The 17312-nt window shown below is 35.8% G+C and carries 15 protein-coding genes; 4 read left to right on the top strand and 11 right to left on the bottom strand.

Features of this window, described 5'->3' with window-relative positions:
* The first annotated feature begins 2 nt into the window (after positions 1-2).
* From C1638_RS07715 to C1638_RS07705, 3 genes are all read left to right on the top strand, one after another.
* Positions 3-569 (top strand): phosphatase PAP2 family protein, encoded by a 567-nt coding sequence (locus C1638_RS07715; protein WP_106916188.1) that lies wholly within the window; start codon positions 3-5, stop codon positions 567-569.
* Positions 566-1381, top strand: a complete 816-nt coding sequence (locus C1638_RS07710) for a tetratricopeptide repeat protein (protein WP_109619752.1) — start codon at positions 566-568, stop codon at positions 1379-1381. The genes C1638_RS07715 and C1638_RS07710 overlap by 4 nt, the downstream gene beginning before the upstream one ends.
* Positions 1382-1539: 158 nt before the next feature.
* Positions 1540-1995 carry a tRNA (cytidine(34)-2'-O)-methyltransferase gene (locus C1638_RS07705; protein WP_109619750.1) on the top strand — a complete coding sequence of 152 codons (456 nt, stop codon included), beginning with the start codon at positions 1540-1542 and terminating at the stop codon, positions 1993-1995.
* A gap of 48 nt (positions 1996-2043) precedes the next feature.
* On the opposite strand, the gene C1638_RS07700 is transcribed toward C1638_RS07705, so the two are convergent.
* A complete protein-coding gene (locus C1638_RS07700; RefSeq protein WP_109619748.1) occupies positions 2044-2517 on the bottom strand; it encodes a 23S rRNA (pseudouridine(1915)-N(3))-methyltransferase RlmH in 474 nt (157 codons plus the stop codon).
* Between the two features lie 362 nt (positions 2518-2879).
* Between C1638_RS07700 and C1638_RS07695 the strand changes: the two genes are divergently transcribed.
* Positions 2880-3893 (top strand): YihY/virulence factor BrkB family protein, encoded by a 1014-nt coding sequence (locus tag C1638_RS07695; RefSeq protein WP_109619746.1) that lies wholly within the window; start codon positions 2880-2882, stop codon positions 3891-3893.
* Here C1638_RS07695 and nhaA read toward each other — a convergent pair.
* The 10 genes from nhaA to C1638_RS07645 all read right to left on the bottom strand — a co-directional run bounded on the left by nhaA (position 3890) and on the right by C1638_RS07645 (position 17301).
* Positions 3890-5068 carry a Na+/H+ antiporter NhaA gene (gene nhaA / locus C1638_RS07690; RefSeq protein ID WP_109619744.1) on the bottom strand — a complete coding sequence of 393 codons (1179 nt, stop codon included), beginning with the start codon at positions 5066-5068 and terminating at the stop codon, positions 3890-3892. The two genes, C1638_RS07695 and nhaA, sit on opposite strands and share 4 nt — an antisense overlap.
* Positions 5069-5070: 2 nt before the next feature.
* Entirely contained in the window at positions 5071-7281 is a 2211-nt protein-coding gene (locus tag C1638_RS07685; RefSeq protein WP_109619742.1) for a RelA/SpoT family protein, read from the bottom strand.
* A gap of 108 nt (positions 7282-7389) precedes the next feature.
* Complete coding sequence (locus C1638_RS07680; protein WP_109619740.1) at positions 7390-7755, bottom strand: hypothetical protein; 366 nt, start codon at positions 7753-7755, stop codon at positions 7390-7392.
* 339 nt (positions 7756-8094) lie between these two features.
* Positions 8095-10023: an acetate--CoA ligase gene (acs, locus tag C1638_RS07675; protein WP_228428112.1), complete on the bottom strand. Its 1929-nt coding sequence runs from the start codon at positions 10021-10023 to the stop codon at positions 8095-8097.
* Between the two features lie 164 nt (positions 10024-10187).
* The gene (locus C1638_RS07670; RefSeq protein ID WP_109619735.1) at positions 10188-12074 is read right to left on the bottom strand and encodes an AMP-binding protein; all 1887 of its coding nucleotides are present in this window, start codon (positions 12072-12074) and stop codon (positions 10188-10190) included.
* Between the two features lie 34 nt (positions 12075-12108).
* The gene (locus C1638_RS07665; protein ID WP_109619733.1) at positions 12109-12474 is read right to left on the bottom strand and encodes a response regulator transcription factor; all 366 of its coding nucleotides are present in this window, start codon (positions 12472-12474) and stop codon (positions 12109-12111) included.
* Between the two features lie 9 nt (positions 12475-12483).
* A complete protein-coding gene (locus C1638_RS07660; RefSeq protein WP_165826521.1) occupies positions 12484-15186 on the bottom strand; it encodes an ATP-binding protein in 2703 nt (900 codons plus the stop codon).
* A complete protein-coding gene (locus C1638_RS07655) occupies positions 15179-15373 on the bottom strand; it encodes a hypothetical protein (protein ID WP_109619729.1) in 195 nt (64 codons plus the stop codon). The genes C1638_RS07660 and C1638_RS07655 overlap by 8 nt, the downstream gene beginning before the upstream one ends.
* A 76-nt stretch (positions 15374-15449) precedes the next feature.
* A complete protein-coding gene (locus tag C1638_RS07650; protein WP_109619727.1) occupies positions 15450-15677 on the bottom strand; it encodes a DUF6814 family protein in 228 nt (75 codons plus the stop codon).
* 43 nt (positions 15678-15720) lie between these two features.
* Positions 15721-17301, bottom strand: a complete 1581-nt coding sequence (locus C1638_RS07645) for an MFS transporter (RefSeq protein ID WP_109619724.1) — start codon at positions 17299-17301, stop codon at positions 15721-15723.
* Positions 17302-17312: the final 11 nt, after the last annotated feature.

The following is a 17312-nucleotide window of genomic DNA, read 5'->3' as shown; positions in this document are numbered from 1 at the left end:
GTATGGAGGAAATTATTCAGGAAGACAAACAGGTATTTTTATATCTTAATAATTTAGGAGATCCTGCCTTTGACCAGTTTTGGATGTTGATATCCAGTACATGGATCTGGGTGCCTCTTTATATTATATTCCTTTATTTTTTATACAAAAACTATAAACTAAAATCCTTAGTTTTTATTCTTATATTTTTAGCACTTGGGGCAACGGTTTCAGATCAGTTGGCAAGTGTTTTCAAATATGGGGTGGCAAGGTTAAGACCCTGTCATGATCCCACACTGGAACATTACATGAGAATTGTAAAATGTGGCGGGCAGTTTGGATTCTATTCCGCTCATGCCTCTAACACTTTCTTTTTAGCATCATTTTTAAGTATCTTACTGAAAAATAAGCTTAAATGGTTTCCATATGCTATATTTGTATGGGCTATAGTGGTTTCATACAGCCGAATATATTTAGGAGTGCATTTTCCAATTGATATTTTGGTGGGGGTGTTTGTTGGATCTTTATTGGGAGTGATATTTGGTGCACTCGCCAAAAAAGTGATCAACAAACAAAATATAACTTCATGAAAAAATCTTTATTACTTTTAGCATCCATCAGTTTTTTTTCATTGAACATTTATGGCCAGGACAAAAAAATGGCGGAGGAATGTTTCAAAAAAGCAGATTATAAATGTGCTGAAGAACATTATTCCCAATTGGCGGAAAAAGAACAAATTCAAAAATTTAAGTCAGAATATTACAATTATCTGGGTACAGCTCAAAGAAGGCTTGGGAAAACAGATTTTGCTTTTAAATCATATGAAAAAGCGTTAAAAACTGATCCCAGATCCGCTTCCGTATATGTAAACTTAGCTTCATTACATAGCCAGAAAGGAGACAAAGCAAAAGCATTGGAGTACATTGAAAATGGACTTAAGCTGGATGCTGAAAACCCTGATTTCTATTTGATACGCTCAAAGATTTATGATAGTCAGGGCAAAAAAGAACTGGCTATGAAAGATCTAAATCAGATTCTAAGCTTTGCACCGGATAATATTTTTGCAAAAACCGGATTAGCCAATTTAAAAAAGAATAATGATGATCTTGAAGGAGCTTTAAAAGATTACAACAAGCTTATTGCAGAAAAGCCGGAATCATTGTTATATAATGGAAGAGCAGATGTTTACTTAAAAATGAAGAAAACTAAGGAAGCTCTTGCGGATGTTTCTAAAGCTATTTCTATTGATTCTAAATTTGCACAATCTTTTGTAACTAAGGCAATGATTTTATTTGAAATGGCTAAACCTAAGGAAGCTTGTGATAATCTTAATAAAGCAGTAGGATTGGGCTATGAAAAGGCCATATTAGCAGACTACTATGCTAAATGTGCTAAGAAATAACATATCACAATGGTATAAACTTTTTTTTCTAATAAAGTACCGAGCAATAAGCAGGATTATTTTAAAGGAGAAATTTATTATTAATCATAAATAAAGAACAGTTAAATGTAGCATACGCCTAACTTTAGCTGTTTTTTTAATTCATATAAAAAGTATACATGTTAAATATTGTTCTTATAGAACCTGAAATACCCAATAATACTGGAAATATCGGACGTCTGTGTGTAGGCACAGAATCTAAACTACACTTAGTTCATCCTTTTGGTTTCGTAATTAATGATAAAAACCTGAAAAGATCGGGATTGGATTATTGGGTACATCTTGATGTTTCTGAATATGCAAATGTAGAAGAGTGGGTGAAGAGTATTCCGGATCCGTCACGCGTTTTCTTAATGAGTTCACATGCGGAAAAATCATACCTGGAAAATGATTTTCAGGATGGAGATTGGTTGGTTTTCGGAAAAGAAAGTGTAGGATTGAGTAAGGAAGTTCTGGATCAGTTTGAAAATCATCTAACCATTCCAATGTCAAAACTAATCCGAAGCTTTAATATTGCTAATTCTGTTGCTTTTGTCGTGGGAGAAGCCAAAAGGCAGATCGGGTTAACTAGATAACCAATTATTTACGGGTAACTGAGATTTTAAAATATAAAATAGGTTCCTTTAATCATTATGGTAGGGTTTGCTCTGTAGGATTTGATCGGCACGATAAAGCTGTTCTACAATGAACAATCGAATCATCTGATGCGTAAATGTCATTTTAGATAATGACATTTTTTCATTGGCTCTGTTATACATGTCTTCTGAAAAACCATAGGCACCTCCAATCAGTATGTGAACTTTTTTTACAGAAGAATTCATCCATGTATCTATTTTCTGGGAAAATTCACGGCTGGTAAACTGCTTTCCTTTTTCATCAAGGATTACAACAAGATCATTTTTATCAATATGATTAAGGAATAGTTTGGCTTCTTCTTTTTTAAGCAAATCAGGGGAAAGATTTTTTGCATTCTTAACATCCGGAATCTCGGTAATTTCAAAATTCCAGTGTTTAGGAAGACGGTTAAGGTAGTAATTGATTAAAGAAGTAATTTCCTTATCGTCTGTTTTTCCGATACAAAGTAAACTGATTCGCATTAATTGGTAATTTTCAGTCGGCAAAGATAGGAATTTTTTAACGGTTAATATTCTGCATATAGGTCTCTAGAAAGGTTGATATAAGGATATTCAGAGATAATATTCATCACCAAGCTTATTTTTGATTATTTTAATTGTTTACGATTAATTTAAATAGGATCATATTGATAAAAGAGAAAACATTAGAATTTTTGTTATTCTTGTCTTTCAACCTCAATTCTATATAATTTTTGGTGAGAAAGAGGAGAGGGAAAATGTTTATATTTGTAAGAGAGATAGAGAAAATATCATGAAAAAATGCTCTTCTAATTGGAGTTATTTGATATTTGATCTTGTAGCTAATTACGAAACTACAGCAATAGATGAGTGTAACAGTTCCCAAATTTATCCTGAAAATTCAGGAGTTTTTTGATAACATACATATTCCTGTTTTGGGAATATCGCTTTGGCAGATGTTCCAGATCTATATCTCCGGAATTTTTAAAGGAAAGATAGGGCGAAAGGCAGCCGCTATTTCCTGGAGTTTTACCATCAGTTTATTTCCATTTATTCTTTTCCTACTTTCTGTATTGCCTTATATGCCGCATTACGACAAATTACAGTTTTATATTTTTGATGTATTGATGCATAATGTATTTCCGTCTAATATGGAGGGTGATGTAAGAGGCTATATAGAAACGAATATCATTCCTAATATGAAAGGAATCAGTAACCTGACGATTGTCTTAGCGCTTATATTCGCAACGAATGGTACTTTTTCTCTTATCAACGGATTTAATGAAAATACAGAAGAAAAACTCAGCGATGTGAAAGAGTTTATTCTTTCATTTTTTATCACGATAGGCTTTATTACCATTGTGTTTTTAGCACTTTTTGGAGTGTATTATGTAGAGGTTGTTATGAAATTGTTTACTCCTGCTTATGATGTTTCATGGCTGGTAGATAACCTTTCCAGCATTATTGGTTTTGTCTCCTTTCCGTTGTTTTATTTTATTCTTCTGACTCTTTTTTACTGGTTAGGAACAGTGAAAATCACTAGATTCAGACAAGCCATTCCGGGAGCGGTTCTCACGACCATATTGTTTGTGGTTACAACATATATCTTTGCTATTTATGTAAAGGATATTGCCCGATATAACGTTCTTTACGGTTCCATAGGAAGTATGATTCTGCTGATGGTTTGGGTGAATGTGAATGTATATCTCCTGTTATTTGGAAATGAACTGAATATGGCCATCAGAAAGCTCAGAATAGAAAAACTATTGTCTGACGAGATTCAAAAAGAAACCGTTCACTACCATTCTCAGATTACAGAACCCAACTTTGACAGCAATGAAGAGCATCAGAGAAAGCTGGGTAATCTGAAAAAAGATTAATCTTCTTCCGGTACTGTATTTCCTCTGGAACTTAAACTTAAGATCGTAAAGCCTAAGATGGCCGCAACAAATGAAGCGATCAAAATGGCAAATTTAGCCTCATCCTGGATAATAATTTCCCCTTTAAAAGAGAGTAAAGCGATAAAAATGGACATGGTAAAACCAATTCCGGCAAGTAAACCTACACCAATCATTTGAAGCCAGTTACTATTTTGTGGCAAGGAACTAAGTTTTAATTTAATAGCAATTAAGGAGAACAAGTTGATCCCAATCAGTTTTCCAATAATTAATCCGAAAATAATACCTAATCCTAACGTACTTGTAACGCCTGCAACCATTTCATTTGAAAAGGTAATATTGGTATTCGTTAAAGCAAAGACTGGCATAATCAGAAAGCTTACAGGAATATGAAGCTGATGTTCCAGTTTTTCCAATGGCGAAATTTCCACATGGGAAGCATTGGTAGGAATTGAAAAGGCCAGTAAAACGCCTGCTATTGTTGCATGTATTCCGGAATGATGCAGGAAATACCATAAAAAGATCCCCGGAATAATGTAAAATATAATTTTGGTAACTTTTAAGAAATTTAAAATAAAAAGCAGCGCAGTCACACCTAAAGATAAGAAAAGATAGGCCCAATGAATCTGTTCGGTATAAAATATAGCAATAACAAGAATAGCACCCAGATCATCTACAATTGCCAATGCCGCTAAGAATATTTTGATTGAATTGGGAATCTTCTTACCCAGCATCGAAATAATAGCTAAAGAAAATGCAATATCTGTTGCCATCGGAATTCCCCAACCATTGCTGTATTCCGTTCCGGCATTGAATATGCTGTAAATAACAGCCGGAACAAGCATTCCGCCCACGGCTGCAAAAATAGGAAGTGAAGCATTTTTAAAAGATGAAAGTTCACCTTCTACCAGTTCTCTTTTTATTTCAAGACCTACCAAGAGGAAGAAAACCGCCATAAGACCATCATTGATCCAAATGCTGACAGGATACTCTAGTTGGAATAGGTGAGTGCCTACTTCTTTGTCTAAAAACTGCTGAAAACTTTCTGCAGCAGATGAGTTGGCAATAAGTAATGAAATAAGCACACAGAAAATAAGAATAATTCCTGAGGCCTGACTGTTGTTGAAAAATTTTTTAAAATAAAGTGATAAATTCATATTTACGATTGTAGTCGTCTCACTCTCGAGACTCCATTAATATTTTTGAGCTTTTTGAAAGTTTCTTCCAATTGCCCCTTATTTTTGACTTCGAGATTGATATTTCCCATAAAGACTCCGTTATTGGATTCAATAGACATACTTTTCATATCCATTCCCATACTTCCACTGATGACGGTGGTAATGTCATTAATCATACCCATTCTGTCAAGGCCTTCAATCTCAATTTTCACTCTGTTCTTGAAGCTTTCTGCATTGACCCACTTGGCAGGAATGACACGATAGTCATATTGTGCTCTAAGGTTAATGGCATTTGGACAGCTGTCACTATGGACCTTAATTCCGTCAGAAATAGTGATGAATCCGAAGATTTTATCTCCAGGAATTACTGTACAGCATTTTGCATAGCTGTAATTCAGTTTTTCTTCATCCTTTCCAAAGACAATCATGTCTAGGTTTTGCTCCTTAGGTTCCTCGAAACGAAGATTTTTTGTCGGAGACTTTCTGAATCTTGAAAGCAGGTTGTTGAATACGTTCTTACTTTCAATGTATTTTCTTAAACTGCTTGCATCAAGTTCATTAGTCTGAAATTTAAGAAACAGTTCTTGTGACGATTTTAAATTAAAGAATTTCTGAAGCTTATTAACTTCCTCATCATTGAAATTGATTTTTGCATGACGAAGTTTTCTTTGTAAAGTTTCCTTGCCTTCTTCTACCAACTGATTTTTCTGGGAATTCAGGTAGCTTTTAATCTTAGATTTAGCCTTGGATGTAACTACAAATTCCAGCCAGTCAGATTTTGGTTTTTGATTCTGCGAAGAAAGGATATCTACTTGATCTCCGTTTTGAAGAGTATAGGAGATTGGAACTAGTTTTCCATTAATTTTAGCTCCCAAACACTTCATTCCCAAATCTGAGTGAACGGAAAAGGCAAAATCAAGTGCCGTTGCATTGGTTGGTAAAATTTTAATTTCTCCTTTTGGTGTAAATACAAACACTTCTTTTGAATAAAGATTAAGTTTGATATTATCCAAAAGCTCAGAAGTAGAAAGATTCTGTTGCTGTTCAAGAACTTCACGAATCTCTGTTACCCATTTTTCAAAATTTCGGTCATCAGAACTTTGTTTATAACCTTCTTTGTATTTGTAGTGGGCGGCAACCCCTTTTTCTGCAATCTCGTCCATACGCTCTGAACGAATCTGTACTTCAATCCACTTTCTATCAGGGCCTAAAACGGTTAAGTGTAAACTTTCATATCCTGTAGAACGAGGTTGTGTGATCCAGTCACGCATCCTTGATGGATTGCTATGGTAAACATCTGTAACAATGGAGTAGATTTTCCATGCAAGAAACTTTTCATTCTTGGCGTCAGATTTATAGATAATTCTGATCGCGTAGTTATCAAAAACCTCCTCAAAGGAAACTCCCTGCTTCAGCATTTTTCTGTAAATGGAGGAAATTGCTTTTGCGCGGCCTTTAATTTTAAAGTTTAATCCTTCTTCACGAAGTCTTTCGGAGGCCTCTTTTTTGAATTCTTCAATATATCTTTCACGGCTTTCCTTGGCTAGCTCTAACTTCTCTGTGATCTCATTGTAGACTTCAGGGCTATTGTATTTTAAGGAAAGATCTTCTAACTCAGACTTGATGTTGTATAAACCAAGACGGTGTGCCATTGGGGCATAGATGTAAACGGTTTCCGAAGCAATTTTTTTCTGCTTATCCGGAGCCATGCTTTCCAACGTTCTCATATTGTGAAGACGGTCTGCAATTTTAATAAGAATTACTCTGAAATCCTCAGACAGCGTCAACAGTAACTTTCTATAATTTTCTGACTGTACAGAAATATTCTGATGATTCATGATGGAGATCTTAGTCAATCCATTCACAATATTGGCAATCTTTTCTCCAAAGATCTTTTTAAGATCCTCATAAGTGTAGTCAGAATCTTCAATCACATCATGCAAAAGCGCACAGGCAATGGAAGTAGCTCCCAAACCAATCTCTGTCGCTACAATTTTGGCTACAGCGATAGGGTGGTAGATGTAGGGTTCTCCAGATTTTCTCCTTTGATCTTTGTGGGCATCCAATGCAATGTCGAATGCCTTTCGGATGAGTTTGTTATTTTCCTCATCCAATGTTCTGTATGTGTTAGAAATCAGGTCCTTATATCTGGCAAGGATCTCCTTATTCTCTTGTTCTAGATCGTAACTCATTTGTGTAGATGCCTATATTTAGACGAAAATACGAAAATTTTTAGTTTTTTCAAACATAAAAATCCGTAGTTTGTGCTACGGATTCTCGGTTACTAGATTTTATATCAATTAGAATTTTACTTCTGAATTCATCCCGTCACTTGACGTTTTGATTTTAATGTCTGGGCTATTGTGAATTTCAGCCCTATTTCTTGCATCGATATACTTTTTAATAGTTTCATAATTAGCCTGATCAATGCTCATGTTTTCAAATAAATAAGTTTTTATGACTGCATTTTGTGAGAAAATACTCCGGGCAGTATCCAGCCGTTCATTATCCTTTATCGCAACACTGGCCAGGTATTGTGTATTATCTGTTTCACTATTAAGGTATATGATGTAATCTGAATTTTGGAAACCGGAATCCTCCAGATCGCTTTCAAGCTTCTTGTAATTGCTATGGTGCTCAAATAGCCCAGCTAATATATTTGACATAATTAATGGGTTTTAAAGTTCTGATTAAAGTTAGTAAAAAAAACTTATTTTTTTATTATAAATTCAGTAAAATTTATCTATTAATATTCTATCTATATAATAATGTTAAAATGTTTGAATATATCTATCAATCATATGATTAATTTTTTAAAATAAATAAATAGAGTTATGATTCTACTGATTTAATTGATGTCTCTGATGCAACGCTTCAACGAAAGATGGTATCATTTTAACTCTAACTTTTCTTTTGATATTTATTGAAGCTAATGTGATTGATGAAAAATGAAAAGCCTTAGAAATGATTACTTCTAAGGCCTTTACTTATTATTTTAAAACGTATTAAATTCTTTCGTTTTTAATTTCTTCTACAATTTCCGGATTCAATAATGTACTGATATCTCCAAAGTTACTGAAATCTCCTTCTGCAATTTTTCTTAATATTCTACGCATAATCTTACCTGAACGTGTTTTCGGAAGGCCTGAAACGAATTGTATTTTATCCAGTTTGGCGATAGGTCCGATTTGATCTGCAATCAACTGATTTATTTCTTTCTTTAAATTATCCTTATCACGTCCTTCTCCGGTTTCTTTAAGCGTTACATAACCATATAAGGCATTTCCTTTAATATCATGCGGATAGCCTACAATTGCTGATTCTGCAACAGCAGGATGCTGATTAATGCTGTCTTCAATAGGAGCTGTTCCCAGGTTGTGTCCTGAAACAATAATTACATCATCCACACGTCCTGTAATTCTGTAATAACCTACCTCGTCCCTTAATGCGCCATCACCGGTAAAGTATTTTCCGGGGAAAGCTGTAAAATAAGTCTCTTTATATCTTTGGTGGTCTCCCCAAATTGTTCTTGCGATTCCCGGCCATGGAAAACGGATACAAAGGTTTCCTGTAACCTGATTTCCTGTAATTTCATTACGCTTGTCATCCATCAATACTGGCTGTATACCAGGTAAAGGTAGGGTAGCATAGGTTGGTTTTGTAGGCGTAACAAAAGGAAGCGGCGAAATCATGATTCCTCCTGTTTCAGTTTGCCACCATGTGTCTACAATAGGACATTTTTTCTTTCCAACGTGATCGTTGAACCAATGCCAGGCTTCGTCATTGATAGGTTCTCCTACAGACCCGATTACTTTTAAAGAACTCAGATCATGTTTGTCTACCCATTCTGTACTTTCTTTAGCTAAGGAACGGATAGCAGTAGGAGCGGTGTAAAACTGAGTAATTTTATGTTTTTCAATTACTTCCCAAAAACGATCGGGTTCAGGATAAGTAGGAACTCCCTCAAAAATTACAGTGGTAGCCCCGTTTAATAATGGTCCGTAAAGAATATAAGAGTGTCCTGTGATCCATCCAATATCAGCGGTACACCAATAGATATCATTTTCCTTATAGTTGAAAACATTTTTAAAAGTGTAGGCAGTATACACCATATAACCGGCACAGGTATGAAGCATTCCCTTTGGTTTTCCTGTAGAGCCTGACGTGTACAGAATGAAGAGAGGATCTTCAGAATCCATGATGACTGTAACGAAATCCGGAGAAGCTTTTTCGTAAAGATCAGCCAGCCAGTAATCTCTTCCTTCTTTCATCTTGATTTCGTTGTGGGTTCTCTTTACCACCAAGACTTTTTCTACAGTTGGCGTTTTTTCCAAGGCTTCATCTACAATGCTTTTCAGATCCAAAACCTTGTTTCCTCTGTAGCTTCCATCGGATGTGATCACCATTTTCGCTTCACAGTCATTCACTCTTGAAGAAACTGCAGAAGCGGAGAATCCGGCAAATATAACGGAATGAACAGCTCCCAATTTAGCACAAGCCAGCATAGTAACAGCCAGTTCAGGAATCATGGGAAGATAGATGCATACTCTGTCTCCTTTTTCAATTCCCATATCGCGCAGAATGTTTGCGGTTTTGTTGACACGGGTGTATAGTTCGTTGTAAGAAATATGCTGAGCTTCTTCTTTGGGATCATTAGGTTCCCAAATAATAGCTGTTTTATCTCCTCTTATGGCAAGATGCCTGTCGATACAGTTTTTTGTGATATTGAGCTTGGCATTTTTGAACCATGTGATCTTCGCTTCATTCATATCATACTTAACAACCTTGCTCCATCTTTGGTACCACACAAAGTTTTGATCAGCTACCTTATCCCAGAATTTCTTTGGGTTTTTGATAGACTTCTTATAATCTTCAAAGTATTGTGGTAAATCTTCTATTAAGTAATTTCTCATATCCCTTTCGTTTTTTGAAATTTGAATTGTATTGATAATTTGTTGATTGTCTTTTGTTTATGTGAACTTAAATTTTAAAATATTAAGCTTTAAAATTTAAGTAATGAAAAGTATTCAGAACTTTCCTTTCTTTTATCGTTTAAAACGATTAAAAATGATACTTAAATATATGTTTAATTTTTCGTCTAGGCCCTATATTCATTGATTTTTTCCTGAATTTCTTCAATGATTTTCTCGTCATCAATGGTGGATGGAATCTGAAAATCCTCTCCGTCTAATAATGTTCTGATTAATTTTCTTAAAATCTTTCCGGAACGTGTTTTTGGAAGCCTTTTTACAACCATCACACTTTTCAAAAAAGCAACAGCTCCTATTTTTTCTCTGACTTTCAGAATAATTTCTTTTTCTACATTTTCTTCTGAAATTTCTGACCCATTTTTCAAAACGACGGTGGCAAAAGGAACTTGTCCCCGTAAATCGTCATCAATGCCTACTACCGCACATTCGGCAACATCCGGGTGTGAGGAAGCAATTTCTTCCATTTCGGAAGTAGAAAGTCTGTGTCCGGCAACGTTAATCACGTCATCCACTCTTCCTGTGATGAAAATATAACCGTCTTCATCCTGTATGGCGCCATCTCCGGAAAAATAATAGCCTTTATATTGTGATAAATAACTGTTTTCAAAACGGTCATGGTCTTTCCAGATTCCAAGGAGTGCCCCTGGAGGGAGAGGAAGTTTGATTACCAGATAGCCTTCATGATGTGGGTTGAGCTCCAGTCCGTTTTCATCAAAAATTTTAATATCATATCCCGGAATTGGTTTTCCTGCGGACGCTCTTTTTATTTTGTACTGATCATCAATGGTCATTAATCCCAGCATCGGCCATCCTGATTCGGTTTGCCACCAATGGTCAATCGCGGGAACACCTATGTGTTCTTCAAACCAGTCCAATGTGGCTACATCACATCTTTCGCCTGCTAAAAATTGCTTTTTGAAATGTGACAGATCATATTTTTTAACCAATTCTCCATTGGGATCTTCTTTTTTGATGGCCCTGATCGCTGTAGGAGCAGTGAACATTACAGAAACCTTGTATTCCGAAATAATTCTCCAGAAAGTTCCTGCGTCAGGAGTCATAATGGGTTTTCCTTCAAAAATAATCGTAGTATTTCTGTTGATTAATGGTCCGTACACTGAAAAACTGTGTCCAACGGCCCATCCAAAATCTGATGCTGCCCAATAGGTTTCTCCGGAATCTACACCATAGATGTATTTCATGGAATACTTTAATGCCGTGGCATATCCTCCGGTATCACGAACAATTCCTTTAGGTTTCCCTGTAGTTCCCGAGGTATAAAGAAGGTAAAGTGGGTGAGTAGACTCAACGGAAACACAGTCTGCGGGGTCTGATTTTTGAACCAACTCTTCATAGTCAATCAGCCCGTCAAACATTTCATGTTGGTTATCTACTAATTTTCTATTGTAAACGATAATGTTATCTACTTTATCTTGTGCAAGTTCAATTGCTTTTTCCACTAAAGGAAGATAAGGGATTCTCTTTGCAATTTCTACTCCTGCAGTAGCTGTGATTAAGACTTTAGGTTTACAGTCATCAATTCTTACGACCAGTTCGTGAGGGGCAAATCCTCCAAAAACTACATTATGAATTACGCCAATTCTTGCGCACGCTAACATCGCAAAAAGAGTCTGCGGAATCATGGGCATATAAATAACTGCTATGTCTCCCTTTTTCAGTCCCAAAGAAGCCAGTCCGCCTGCAAGTTTTGAAATTTCTTCCTTTGCCTGATTGAATGTGTAGGTTTTCTTCTGACCCGTTACAGGTGAATCATACACAATCGCATTCTGATCTCCAAAACCATCTTCAATATGTTTATCAATGCATAAATAACATATGTTAAGCTTGCCATCCGAAAACCATTGTGGGTAATTGTTAGCATCTTTAGAGAGAATCTGCTGTGGGAATTCAAACCATTGTATTTCTGCAGCCTGCTCTTTCCAGAAATCCTCCTTGTTTTCTATGCTATGTTTAAATTGATGATCTGCATTCATGTCATTATCGTATTAGTGTTTTTTATTTGTTTTCTTATTCTCCAAACATTTCCTCAATCTGTTGCATCAGTTTTTTTATTGAATAGGGCTTCGTTACATAGGCGTCAGCCCCCATTTCCAATCCTTTTTCAATATCTCTTGGGTTGTTTTTTGCACTCAGGAAAATAACTTTTACATCTTTTAGTTTTTCATCCTGTCTGATGATGTCTAATGTACTGTAGCCGTCAAGATTAGGCATCATGATGTCTAAAAGAATGACGTCAGGAACCATTGTTTTTAAAAAATCGAGTACCTCTGTTCCGTCACGGGCAATATATACATCATAGCCGTTCTTTTTAAAGCTGTACTCCAGCGACATTAATATTTTGTGTTCGTCATCTGCAATGATTATCTTTCTCATAAGTGCTTTTTAAAGGTGTTCAACTTCATTTTTAATCTCATTAATTATTTTTCCAGGAAAGCTGAGGATGAAAGTTACGCCAAGACCACTATTCTCAGCTTTTATGCTTCCATTGTGAGCCTGCGCTATCTTTTTTGAAATAGCCAGCCCAAGTCCGCTTCCTGTTGGTTTTAAAATATTCTGATTTTTGGATTGATAAAACTTGTCGAAGATCATTTCCAAATCTTCCTCCGGAATGTGTTTTCCCGTATTGAAAATGGTGATCATTAATTGATTGTCTTTTTCAAATAATTTGGTTTGTATCGTTCCTTGTTCATCTGTAAATTTTAAGGCATTTCCCCAAATATTCTGAAACAGCTGAATCATTCTTGCTTCATCATACTCAAATATAAACTGATTCAAAAGATTAACCTCGCTTAAATGAATATTTTTCTGCTGTATCAAATGGAGAAGTGGGCTAAGAGCCTTTTTATAGGTTTCAAGAATATTATTTTGTTGAATATTTAACGAGATTTCACCATGCTGTAACTTGTCAAGATAAAGAATATCATTGATGATTTCACTTAATCTATCCGATTCTGTGATGATATTATTCAAAAATTCCTGTTTAATGTCAAAAGGAATATCATCATCATCTGCCAAGATTTCTCCTGCTGAACGAATTGCAGTGATGGGAGTCCTCAGTTCATGGGCTACGGAATCCAGAAAGTCATCTTTCTGACGATCTTTAACAATGAGGTTTTCGTTGGCTGTTCTCAGATCATCGGACAGCTTTTGTAATTCTTCAGACTGTTCCGTAAGTTTTTTATTGATGCTGATATTTTCCTTGGATTCTTCAAGAATGTTTAATACTTCTTTTAAAGATATTTTATCTTCCTTGGTTACCCCTTCAATTAAAATCTTGGCTGATGCTGTACCGATTCTTCCTGCCAAAAGGTTCTCTGAGAATTTGATAAATCTTGAATCGGCTGTTTCGGTTTTGGAATCAATATTATATTTTAAATTAAAGATTCTTAAAGCCTGCTCAGTTTTGTTTTTGCCTAAAAATCTTTCCAAAATATTTTGAATATCAGAAATATAAGCTGTTCCTCGCCATATGAAAGCATTCTCATGGTTCTGAATGTATTTGTCAATATCTACATACAGTTCTGCAAAGTTTCTTTCACGGTAATTTCCTTTTGTACTGACTGAAATAATGGTAAATAAACCTGTATTGACTAAAAGTGACCAAAAGAAAATCTGTGGAATTTTTGCCAGATAAGGGATGGTGAAGAAACCAAAGGAATTGTACATATCTCTTAAAACTCCTTTAAATTCCTGATTGTACGAGAAATAATATTGTGGAATGATCAATCCGAAATAGCAGATCGCCAATCCGGCCGCAAGACCAACAACAGCGCCTTTATAGCTTCCTCTTCTCCAGAATATAGCTCCGAAAAATGCGGGTGCCAACTGGGCAATTACCACAAAGGAAATCAGTCCTACAGAGTCCAGTGAAGTTTTCAAAATGAAGTATTTGTAGAAAACAAATGCCATGATAATCAAAGCGAAAATGCTGAATTTTCTGATATTGGTAATGCTTCTTGTATTTTGCTCTTCATTTTCAGACTTAAATTTTCCAAGCAATCCATATGGAATAATAAGGTTGTTGGAAAGCATGATAGACAATGTAATGGCAGAAATAATAATCATGGAAATACATGAGCTTAGTCCTCCCAGAAAAACCAAAACAGTAATCAGAGTATTGTCAAAATGCTGTGGAATCAAAATAGAGTAGAACTCCGGATTTACTTTTTGACCATCAAAAATTAATCTTCCTCCCCATGCAATTGGAAAGATGAATACTGTAAATATCAAAAGATAAAGTGGGAAAAACCAGATTGCAGTTCTGATGTGCTTTTCCTGCCTGTTTTCAATAATAGCTGTGTGAAACTGTCTTGGAAGGATGCAAATTGCAGTAGCAGAAATCATACATAAAACCATCCAGTTCATGGCGCCCTCAACTCCGTTAAATGTATTTTTCTCTTTAAAGTCGTTGAATTGACTCGCTTTCTGATAAATATCTGAAAACCCATCAAAGACATAGTAAATTACAAAAAAACCTAGGATAATGATGAAAAATAACTTTAAAAAGCTTTCAAGGGCAATAGCTGAAATAATTCCCAAACGTTTTTCTGAAGCATCTACATAACGGGTTCCATAGTAAGAAGAGAATAGTGCAATAAGAACCACGACAAAAGTAGCATTATCCGTTAAAATATCCTTTGACATTGGAGTTTCTGTCACCAAATGAAAGGTTTCAGAAATCGCTTTAATTTGTAGTCCGATATAAGGAACAATGGCTAAAAGACAAACTATTGTGATGATAGCACTGAGGCTTCTGCTATTTCCGTATCGCAGAGAGATGAAATCTGCAAGGCTACTGATTTTATTGACTCTGGAAATTCTTACAATTCTTGTGTTGATATAGATCCAGGCCGGGATAATCATAATGGGACCAATGTAAATGGGCAGATAGTTTAATCCGCTTGTAGCAGCCACGCCAATACTTCCGTAATAAGTCCACGCCGTACAATACACAGCCAAAGACAATGCATAAATATAAGGATTGTTGATCCAGAGCTTACTTCTTTTCTTCTCTGCCAGATGAGCAACTAAGAATAGAAGAGCCAGATATAGCAGAACTACGGAGAATAATGCGAAACTACTCATCATATTTTTTTACAATTACAAAAGAAATGATGATGGAGATCATCCAGACAGCGAACAGGTAGATCAAGATCATTGGATATCCTAAAACTTCCCGATCACTGTTGAAAAGCAATGATATGGGAATACTGAAAGCAATCATTAGTCCGATGCTTAGGATAACCAGTTTTTGTTCGTGCCTTTTTTTCATATATGATGTTTTGAAAAAGATAATTGATGAATAGAAATTGGTTTATCATTCATCAATTATCACTTATTTTTTATAACTATATTTTGTCGTCAGAATATTCTCCTGTTAAAGAATAGTATCCGAAGATGGCCATTCCGCCTGAAATAATCGGCATCAGTACAAATAAGATAATGATCCCAAAAACCAGATCCTCCTGTTTCCCTGAGGCAATCTTTGGAATTCCCAGTACTGTAATTCCAAAATATCCTACAACCACCGCTATTGCGATCCAGAGAATGCCTAATATTTTTTTTAGTCCGTTCATTTTAGTAGTTTTAAAATTAATAAAAATTTGAGTGATTTAATGATTAATCATGAAGATTATTGTTCTTATTTTTAAGATAAAATAACCCGATAATCAAACATACTGTGGCAACTCCAATCGGATACCAAAGCCCTTCAAGGTACCAGGTTGCATGCCCTGCTTCTTTTCCAGTGGTTACAAGATAAGTAGCTACGGCCGGAAGAAGTCCTCCAAATACCCCGTTTCCAATGTGATAAGGTAAAGACATGGAGGTGTATCGTATTCTTACAGGGAACATTTCAACAAGGAATGCTGCGATAGGTCCATAAACCATGGTTACAAATATGACCTGAATAAACACAAGGAACACCAGATACCATTTTGTATCATCGCTTAGTTTTAAAGATTGGGATACTTTAGGTTCCTCAGCTTTTCCATCTTTCATTACAGGGCCGCTCGGAGACCAGTGAATGATACTGTCTTTTTTGATTAAGGTTCCATCAGTGTAAAGAGTTTCCTTATGGAAAGTAACCAGACTGTCTGTTGCTATGTCGTTATGGATTTTTGCTATTCTTTTTTCGGTAATTCCGTTGGAAGCAATTGTTTTATTTTCAAGATTAACGCTTTTAAACATACTGTCGTAAATAGGTCTGTAAGCCAAGATAGCAATCAACATTCCCGTCATCATAACGGCTTTTCTTCCGATCTTATCAGACAGCCAGCCGAAAAACACAAAGAAAGGTGTTCCTAAAAACAAAGCCGTAGCCATTAAGTAGTCTACCTGCATAGAATCTACATTCATTACCTTTTGCAGGAAGCTCATGGCGTAGAATTGTCCTGTATACCATATTACCCCTTGTCCCATTGCGGCTCCAAAAAGAGCAAGAAGAACAAATTTAAAGTTGTATTTATTACCGAAGCTCTCCTTTAAAGGGTTTTTAGAAGTTTTCCCTTCACTTTTAGCCTTTGCAAAAAGTGGAGATTCTTTCATGTTTTTTCTAATGACATAAGATACTGCTACCATCAAAATAGAGATCCAGAAAGGAACCCTCCAGCCCCAGTTGTCAAATTCCTCTGGAGAAAGCGTGGTTTTTGTAATTAAAATAACAATCAGTGAGATAAAAAGTCCTGCCGTAGCGGTGGTTTGGATCCATGAAGTCCAATAACCTCTTCGATGAGGTTGTGCGTATTCTGCAACATAGGTTGCGGCACCTCCATATTCACCTCCAAGGGCTAACCCTTGCAATAATCTTAGAATTAAAACCAAAACAGGAGCCATGAATCCAATGGTTTTATAACTTGGGATACATCCGATAAGGAATGTAGAGAACCCCATGATGAGTAATGTAACAAGGAATGTGTATTTTCTTCCGATAATATCCCCAAGCCTTCCGAAGAATAATGCTCCAAAAGGTCTTACAACAAATCCTGCTGCAAAAGTGGCAAGGGTAGATAAAAATGCTGCTGTAGGATTATCTGCAGGGAAAAATTTTGTGGCTAAAACGATAGCTAAACTTCCAAAAATATAGAAGTCATACCATTCTATCAATGTTCCGAGGGATGAAGCAGTGATCACGCTCCAAATGGTGCGATTTTTCTGCTTATCGGTCATATTCTCGTAGCTTTCGTGATGATTTTCGCTCATATTGATTAGTT

It is taken from the genome of Chryseobacterium oncorhynchi (assembly GCF_002899895.1).
GTDB lineage: Bacteria > Bacteroidota > Bacteroidia > Flavobacteriales > Weeksellaceae > Chryseobacterium > Chryseobacterium oncorhynchi.
The sequence above is the reverse complement of the archived record's forward strand: the minus strand, read 5'-3'. Positions and strand labels throughout refer to the sequence as shown.

What these genes read in the sequence shown, in the direction of transcription:
- C1638_RS07715 (WP_106916188.1), top strand. Translation starts at nt 3, where the DNA reads ATGGAGGAAATTATTCAGGAAGACAAACAGGTATTTTTATATCTTAAT.
- C1638_RS07710 (WP_109619752.1), top strand. Translation starts at nt 566, where the DNA reads ATGAAAAAATCTTTATTACTTTTAGCATCCATCAGTTTTTTTTCATTG.
- C1638_RS07705 (WP_109619750.1), top strand. Translation starts at nt 1,540, where the DNA reads ATGTTAAATATTGTTCTTATAGAACCTGAAATACCCAATAATACTGGA.
- C1638_RS07700 (WP_109619748.1), bottom strand. Translation starts at nt 2,517, where the DNA reads ATGCGAATCAGTTTACTTTGTATCGGAAAAACAGACGATAAGGAAATT.
- C1638_RS07695 (WP_109619746.1), top strand. Translation starts at nt 2,880, where the DNA reads ATGAGTGTAACAGTTCCCAAATTTATCCTGAAAATTCAGGAGTTTTTT.
- nhaA (WP_109619744.1), bottom strand. Translation starts at nt 5,068, where the DNA reads ATGAATTTATCACTTTATTTTAAAAAATTTTTCAACAACAGTCAGGCC.
- C1638_RS07685 (WP_109619742.1), bottom strand. Translation starts at nt 7,281, where the DNA reads ATGAGTTACGATCTAGAACAAGAGAATAAGGAGATCCTTGCCAGATAT.
- C1638_RS07680 (WP_109619740.1), bottom strand. Translation starts at nt 7,755, where the DNA reads ATGTCAAATATATTAGCTGGGCTATTTGAGCACCATAGCAATTACAAG.
- C1638_RS07670 (WP_109619735.1), bottom strand. Translation starts at nt 12,074, where the DNA reads ATGAATGCAGATCATCAATTTAAACATAGCATAGAAAACAAGGAGGAT.
- C1638_RS07665 (WP_109619733.1), bottom strand. Translation starts at nt 12,474, where the DNA reads ATGAGAAAGATAATCATTGCAGATGACGAACACAAAATATTAATGTCG.
- C1638_RS07660 (WP_165826521.1), bottom strand. Translation starts at nt 15,186, where the DNA reads ATGAGTAGTTTCGCATTATTCTCCGTAGTTCTGCTATATCTGGCTCTT.
- C1638_RS07655 (WP_109619729.1), bottom strand. Translation starts at nt 15,373, where the DNA reads ATGAAAAAAAGGCACGAACAAAAACTGGTTATCCTAAGCATCGGACTA.
- C1638_RS07650 (WP_109619727.1), bottom strand. Translation starts at nt 15,677, where the DNA reads ATGAACGGACTAAAAAAAATATTAGGCATTCTCTGGATCGCAATAGCG.
- C1638_RS07645 (WP_109619724.1), bottom strand. Translation starts at nt 17,301, where the DNA reads ATGAGCGAAAATCATCACGAAAGCTACGAGAATATGACCGATAAGCAG.